Here is a 6,089-nt window from a genome sequence, read left to right as displayed (position 1 = left end):
CCCCTACAACTACAGCGACATGACCGGCACGGTCGTAACCGGAACCACCAGCCCCAGCGGCACATGGCGCAAGGTCCTCAATGGGGGCGCGGGCGCGACCTGGGGACAGATATTCTGGAACCTTGAGGACGAAGGGGAAATTCCCGATACCACCGGCCTCACGGTCGAGGCGCGTTGGTCCAACGATCTGGTCACCTGGTCGGACTACATTGCCTACTCCTCTGCCGAAAACATCGGACTTGTCGCCAAATATCTCGAAATTCGGACCACATTGGAGAGGGTCGGCGGAACCGGCCTGACCCCGGTCCTTTCCGACCTGCAGGTGGACTATACTCCTGGCGGAGGAACGACCGTGCCTGAACCCACAACCGTAACCTTGCTTTCGCTTGGACTTCTCGGGCTTGCATGGCGTAAGCGCGGGGGACACAACGTGTGACGTGATGCTGGATACTTCCTTGAAGTGGTATGCAGCAGGCTGCCTTGGGCAGCCTGCTGCATTTCCGAAGTTTTGACACCAGTGCACGTTTTGCCGTGCAAACACCGGGAGCCACCATGCGACATCCTCTTCTCGGAATCGGAATTCTCCTCACAGCGGCGGGTCTCATTTTCATCAACAATGCATTGGCCTCGATTCTGACGCCGCAACAGAAAAAATTTTCTGTCGATTCCCCAGTCATCGACGAGAGAGTGCCGGCTGAAATCCGCACGGCCTTGGACAGGAAAGGGCTTTTCGATATTTCGCGCAACGCGTTGCAGGCAGAGGGAGAAAGGCTCGGCAAAGAACTCCGGAACAAGCCTGACGACCCCTATCTGCTGCACGCCCTGGGCACGGTCGCCTTTCATCTGCAGGGGGAGCGGGAAGCCACGGCCCTTTGGAAGGCCGCGAACACAAAGGACGCCAACCTCGCTCCCGCGGATCTGATGCTCGAAATTCAGCGTTTCCATGCCATGCGGCAAAAAGGGGAAATGAAGCGCGCGCAGGCCCAACTGGAGATGGTCGAGAAGCGCTTCGCCAGGGAACCACATTTTCTGCTTCTACGCGCCGAACAGGCCATGCGCGGGCGAAATTTCGAGGCGGCGGGCCGTTCATTCGCGCTGGCGCACGAAATTTCCCCGCGGCTTTATGTCACGGCCTTGAACCTTGGGCGCTACCATGCGTTCATGGGCGACAACTCGCGAGCCCTTCCTCTTTTTCAGGACGCCGCCGACTTGGCTCCAGGCAGGGCCGAAACCTGGTGGAATCTGGGCATGCTTCAGGCCTTTCTCAAGAATGACACGGCAGCTCTGGAGGCATTCATGCGCCTGCGGGGGCTGTTGCCGGGCGGGCCGTTCCCTGAAACCAGGCTCGCGGAAATCAGGTTGGAGGAGATGGATTTCGCGAGTGCCGAGAAGTGGCTCCGGCAAGCCCTGTCCAGGCAGCCAGCGCAGCCCGAAAAGGCGCGCGTTCAAAGCGCCCTGGGCAATGTCCTGTTGCGTCGCGGGGCCGTGGCGGAAGCTCGTGAACAAATCGTCTCCGCCCTGGAGTACCGCGAGCAGGTGCAACTCCTCTTCGCGCTGGGGACCATCAATGAAGAGCAGGGCCGGTGGAAGGACGCCGAGAAGCACTACCGCCGGGTGCTGGAAATCGTGCCGGACAACCCCTTGGCGCAGAACAATCTCGCCATGTTGCTGCTCAGGCGGAATCGCTCCCTGTCCGAGGCGCTGACGCTTGCGGAACGGGCCAGGGGAAGCGTTTCCGGAAATGCCATCATCGAAGGGACCTACGGATGCGCGCTGTCCCGGGCCGGCCGCCACGCCGAGGCCATTAAAGTGCTCGGACCGGTAGTCGAGTCCGTGGGCGGAGACGCCTGGGCCAGGTATTTTTACGGCGTGAGTCTGCGTGGAGCCGGCCGGACGCAAGACGCCGCGACCGTCTTGCGTCGGCTGCTCCATGATGAACCGGATTTTGAATTACGCGGGGATGTCGAAAAAATGCTCTGAAGGCTCTGGAATCGACGCGTTCATGCTCCGTTTTGGAATTTGAAGGCCCGTTCATCCTGAAGGGAGAACGGGCCTTTTGGTCGATGCTTTCCGTCGGTTCATGCCGTTTCGTTTGGTCCCGATCCGGCGCTTTCCGATGAGGTCGCACATGGCCGGACTGCGTGCGCGCGGGTTCGGGGCGTGGGTCCGGGGTTTTCCCCGCAGGGCCTGGCGGCGGCCGACAGCGCGGCGCGCGGGGACTAAGCGCCGGGCAGGCCGCGTTCGACCAGAAAGCGGATTAGGCCGGAGGTGGTCGAGATGCCCAATTTGCGCATGGCCCGGCCACGGTAGGTGCTGGCCGTGGTGACGCTGATGCCGAGGTTCTGGGCGATCTGGGTCATGGTTTCGCCCTGGGCCAGACGCCGGGCCACGTCGCGTTCCTGGCGCGAAAGCTTGTCCAGGGCCGAGATCGGGCCACGTCCGAGCAGGGCGGGGCTGACGAAGATGCCGCCGTCCAGGACGGCGCTCATGGCCTCTTCCAGTTCCTCGGGCGCGGAATTTTTGCTCAGGTAGCCGCGCGCGCCCAGGGCCAGACAGCGTTGGGCGTATTCGGCCTCGTGGTGCATGCTGAGCACGATGACCGGCAGGCCGGGGTGACGCTCCCGGAGCGCGTCGAGCATGTCCAGGCCGCTGCCGTCGGGCAGGGAAATATCCAGGATGACTAGGTCGAATTCCGTTGTTTCCAGCACGATGGCGGCTTCGCGCAGGCTGCTGGCTTCGGAAAAGGTGCTGGTGGGAAATCGGTCGGCGACGATATTCATGGTGCCCCGCCGGACCACGGCGTGGTCATCGACGATCAGAACGCGCATGATGGCTCCTTGGTGGAAGGGGAAAGAGGGGCCTGGACCAGGATTTCGGTGCCGCCCCTGGCCGGACGCTGAATGGCGAGCTGGCCGCCGACGAGCCGCACCCGTTCGCGCATGCCGATCAGGCCCAGGGACGCGGCGGCGTCGATTTCCGCCTGGCCGATGCCCGTGCCGTTGTCGGCCACGCGGAGATGGATGTTCGTCCGCGTGGCGCGCACGCGCACGATCAGTCGGGTCGCTCCGGAATGGCGGGCCGCGTTGGTCAGACATTCCTGAAAGACCCGATACAGGGCCGTGCCCAGGTCCGGCGCCAGTTGGGGCAGGCGGCCGATGCGGCAGTCCACGGTCATGCCGCTGCCCTCGGCAAAGGTCCGGGCCCGCCAGGCCACGGCTTCGGCAAAGCCCAGTTCGTCGAGCATGGGCGGTCGCAGCTCGCGCGAGATGCGGCGTACCGTGGACAGGGTCCCGGCCACGAGGGCGCGGAGTTCGTTGGTCTGTTCGCGTCGGGGATCGTCCGCGGCCAGGGAGCGTTCCAAGCGGTGCAGGCCCATGTTCAGGGCCGTCAGATCCTGGCCAAGGATGTCGTGGATTTCGCGCGAAATGCGGGTTCGCTCCTTTTCGATGCTGTCCTGCAGGTAGGAGGACAGGGCCCGGTAGCGTTCGCGGGATTCTTCCAGTTCGGCCGTGCGCTCCCGGACCCGTTCTTCCAGATGTTGCCGGGCCTGGTCCAGGGAGGCCTGGGTGCGGACCCGGTCGGTCACGTCGCGCAGGGACAGACGCAGGCCGAGGAACACGCCCCGGTCGTCGAATACCCGCGTGGTTTCCTGGGCCAGCCAGATCTCCGCGCCGTTTTGACGGCGGATGCGAAAATCCATGGACCCGATGTCCGTGGCCCGGGCGGCGCGCATGGCCTCGTGCCAGCGTGGGGCATCGTCGGGGTGGATGACGTGGGCCAGAAAGTCTGGCCTGGCCAGGGCGTCCTTGGACTCGTACCCGGTCACTCGCAGGCAGGAGGGCGAGACGTAACGCGGCGTGCCGTCCGGATTGATCCAGATTTCCAGATCATAGGTGAAATCCGCGACAGTGCGGTAGATATCCGGGCGTTGTCGGGCGCGGCGGATTCGGTGAGGCGTGCGCATGCCGCTGGTATGGATCGGATATGTCGTGGAAGCAAGACCCGGAACGGGCAGGGATGCGTGGGGAGAAATCCCCCGCCGCGTGTAGCGGCGGGGGATGGCGTGATCAGTCTTGCTGCAGCGCGGCCACGAGTTGGTGCATGGTCGTGGTTTGTTCCGCCAGTTTGTCCACGGCGGCATTGGCCTGGGTCATGGCCGTGGCCGTGTCCTCGGAGATGCGGTTGATGCCCTCCACGGAGCGGTTGATTTCCTCGCTGGCCGCGGATTGCTCCTCCGAGGCCGTGGCGATGGATCGGACCTGGTCGGCGGCCGCCTCGACAATGGTCACGATTTCCGTCAGCACCGCTCCGGAGCGTTCGGCCAGCTGGGTGGCGCGATCCACGGCCTCGGCGGCGTGTTCCACGCCCGTGATGTTGGATTTGGCGCCGGTCTGGATGGACCGGACCACCTGACCGACCTCGGTCGTGGCGGTCATGGTTTTTTCGGCCAGCTTGCGGACCTCGTCGGCGACCACCGCGAAACCTCGTCCGGCGTCGCCGGCCCGGGCCGCCTCGATGGCCGCGTTCAGGGCCAGGAGGTTGGTCTGGTCGGCGATGTCCGAGATGACATTGATGATCTGATCAATGCCCTGGGCCTGCTGGCCCAGGGAGTCCATGTTGCGCTTGAGTTCCACGGCCTGTTCCTGCACGGCCTGGATGGCCTCGACCACCTCGCGCACCACGTCGGCGCCTTCCTTGGCCTTGTCCTTGGCGGTGTCGGACCCGCTGGCGGCGTGGGCCGCGTTTTTGGCGACTTCCAGGACCGTGGCGTTCATCTCTTCCATGGCCGTGGCTGTCTCGCCCGCGTGCTGACGTTGCAATTCCGCGCCTTCGCGGGATTTCTGAACCTGGGCGGTTAGTTCCGTCGAAGCCGCGTTCACGGCCTGGACCACGTCCTCGATGCGTGCCGCCGCGTCCAGGCGTCCCTTGCGCTGGGCCTCGGCCGCGTCGCGCCGGGCCTGTTCGGCCTCGGCCACGGCCGCGCGGGCGCGTTCGGCTTCCTCCGCCGCTTCCTGGGTCTTGGCCTCGGCCTGGTTGATCATGTTCTTGAGATTTCCGACCATGGTCCGCAACGCATTGGCCAGGACGCCGATTTCGTCACGCTGTTGGATATCCAGGGTACGGGAGAAGTCCCCCTCGGCCACTTTTTCCGCGAATCCGGCGGCTTGGCGCAACGGACGGGCCAGGGTCCGGGCAAAGAGCCAAAGCACGAGCATGGCCACGGCGGTCACGCCCAGGCCCACGCCCAGTTGCTTGAGACCGTTGGCGCGTCCCATGGCGGACATTTCGGTGGCCAGGGTATGGGCGTCGGCCAGGACAATGTCGGGGTGCAGGCGGATCAGGACGGCCCAGGGGCGGTCGGTGCGTCCCAGGTGGACCGGAGCCAGGGCCCGGTAGGATCCGGTGGCGGCGCTGATGTCCGCGAATCCTTGCCCTGTCTGGAGGGGCTTGAGGAGGCTTTTCCATTCCTTGGAGATGCGTTCCATGGGCTGGCCCACGGATTCGGGTTTTTCGCTGCTGGCCACGACCAGACCCTCGTAACTGATGATGGCCACGTCGCCCTTGCCTTCGTACAGGCTGGCGTCCACGGTCTTGGCCAGTTCCTGCAAAAAGCCCAGGCGCAGGTCCGTGCCAGCCACGCCCAGGAACTTGCCGTCCTTCTTGATGGGCACGGACAGCGTGGTCAGCCAGTCCGTCTTGCCCTGGACAATGTAGGGGAAGGGATCGAGCACGCTTTCCTTGCCGGATTCGCGCGGCCAGAGATACCAGCCGCCCTTGCGGATGCCGTTGGGATGCTTGTCCTGGCTTTCGAACTCGACCAGGGCCTGGCGGGCGATGTTTCCGGCCTCGTCGCGGTTCCAGTAGGGCACGAAGCGGCCCGTTTTGTCATGATCGCTGCCGGGCTTGGTGGCGAATTCCGCGTCCCGGTCGTCCAGGGCGTTGGGCTCTCAGGCGGTGTACGCGCCCAGGTATTTGGGATTGTTTTCCAAGACCGCCAAGAGAACGGAGTTCAGCACATCGCGGATGGACCCTTGCAAATCGTACTGCTCCTGGAGCACCTCGAAGGTCTTGGCCATGGTTCGGGCCGT

At 64.4% G+C, this 6,089-nt stretch carries 4 protein-coding genes and 1 pseudogene; 2 read left to right on the top strand and 3 right to left on the bottom strand.

Annotation, left to right across the window (positions count from 1 at the left end; translation table 11 throughout):
• Together EOL86_11375 and EOL86_11370 are read left to right on the top strand one after the other, a co-directional pair.
• Window positions 1–436 (top strand): PEP-CTERM sorting domain-containing protein (locus EOL86_11375; protein NCD26175.1); only part of this gene is annotated, 436 nt, incomplete at its 5' end.
• Between the two features lie 29 nt (window positions 437–465).
• Window positions 466–1,980 carry a tetratricopeptide repeat protein gene (locus tag EOL86_11370; GenBank protein ID NCD26174.1) on the top strand — a complete coding sequence of 505 codons (1,515 nt, stop codon included), beginning with the start codon at window positions 466–468 and terminating at the stop codon, window positions 1,978–1,980.
• Window positions 1,981–2,219: 239 nt separating this feature from the next.
• On the opposite strand, the gene EOL86_11365 is transcribed toward EOL86_11370, so the two are convergent.
• From EOL86_11365 to EOL86_11355, 3 genes and pseudogenes are all read right to left on the bottom strand, one after another.
• Window positions 2,220–2,828 carry a response regulator transcription factor gene (locus tag EOL86_11365; GenBank protein ID NCD26173.1) on the bottom strand — a complete coding sequence of 203 codons (609 nt, stop codon included), beginning with the start codon at window positions 2,826–2,828 and terminating at the stop codon, window positions 2,220–2,222.
• Window positions 2,816–4,141: a PAS domain S-box protein gene (locus EOL86_11360; protein ID NCD26172.1), complete on the bottom strand. Its 1,326-nt coding sequence runs from the start codon at window positions 4,139–4,141 to the stop codon at window positions 2,816–2,818. The genes EOL86_11365 and EOL86_11360 overlap by 13 nt, the downstream gene beginning before the upstream one ends.
• Window positions 4,068–6,089: pseudogene (locus EOL86_11355) on the bottom strand (methyl-accepting chemotaxis protein). Before EOL86_11355 ends, EOL86_11360 begins: the two are co-directional and overlap by 74 nt.

This window comes from Deltaproteobacteria bacterium (assembly GCA_009930495.1).
In the GTDB taxonomy this organism is placed as follows: Bacteria; Desulfobacterota; Desulfovibrionia; order Desulfovibrionales; family Desulfomicrobiaceae; genus Desulfomicrobium.
The sequence above is the reverse complement of the archived record's forward strand: the minus strand, read 5'-3'. Positions and strand labels throughout refer to the sequence as shown.